We start from the raw sequence: 692 nt of genomic DNA on the forward strand, positions 1-692 counted from the left end.
ATATTTAACTTTTGCATATTTGTTAAACCAAAAAGGCGTGTATCTCTCAGTTAAAAAAGAATATATTCTTTGGTTATCGTATCCTTTTAAATTAAATCCAAAAATTGATTCACATTTAAAGAGCCAATCAAAAAGATCCGTATAAAAATTATTGATTAACTTTGTATTATTGGAAAAAAAAATACAATGTCCGCTTAGCATGTTGTTTTCGGAAATATAATTTATAAAATCTTTTTTATCTTTTTTGTGCATTACATTTATTGCTTTATTAAGGTTGTCATAACCATGAAACATTTCAAAGTGTAATTTTATATTGTGTTTTTTCTTATCAAAAAGTATCAATGGATCATTAATTATTGATTTAATTCCTCTCTTTAATAACTTCATTTTACTATTCACAGCAACACTCCATGGTTCACAAAGAATTACATCAAATCCATTCCATTCTGGCGAAGGTTCTTTCTGCAGTATTTTTTCTAAATCATTAAAATTATTTATATAAGGATAGTAACCTTGCATACCAGCAGAATTTTTAATTAGATCTTTATATTCATATTTAACAAAATATCTTCTATATTGACACATCCCAAACCAATCATTGTTTAAATTTTGATTTAAGATATTTTTCCAATACCAGTAATGAAAAGATGTTTCGGAATAATTATAGTTTTTGTGTGCTATATTATCACCAT

Annotated in this window: 1 protein-coding gene; it reads right to left on the reverse strand. The window is 25.0% G+C overall.

All coding sequences use genetic code 11. The annotated features are described in order from the left end of the window. On the reverse strand, nucleotides 1-681 hold a 681-nt coding region (locus tag AMN81_RS05620), incomplete at its 3' end, for a DUF4422 domain-containing protein (protein WP_256998239.1). Between the last annotated feature and the right edge of the window lie 11 nt (nucleotides 682-692).

The organism is Candidatus Pelagibacter communis (assembly GCF_001179845.1).
Lineage (GTDB): Bacteria > Pseudomonadota > Alphaproteobacteria > Pelagibacterales > Pelagibacteraceae > Pelagibacter > Pelagibacter ubique_Q.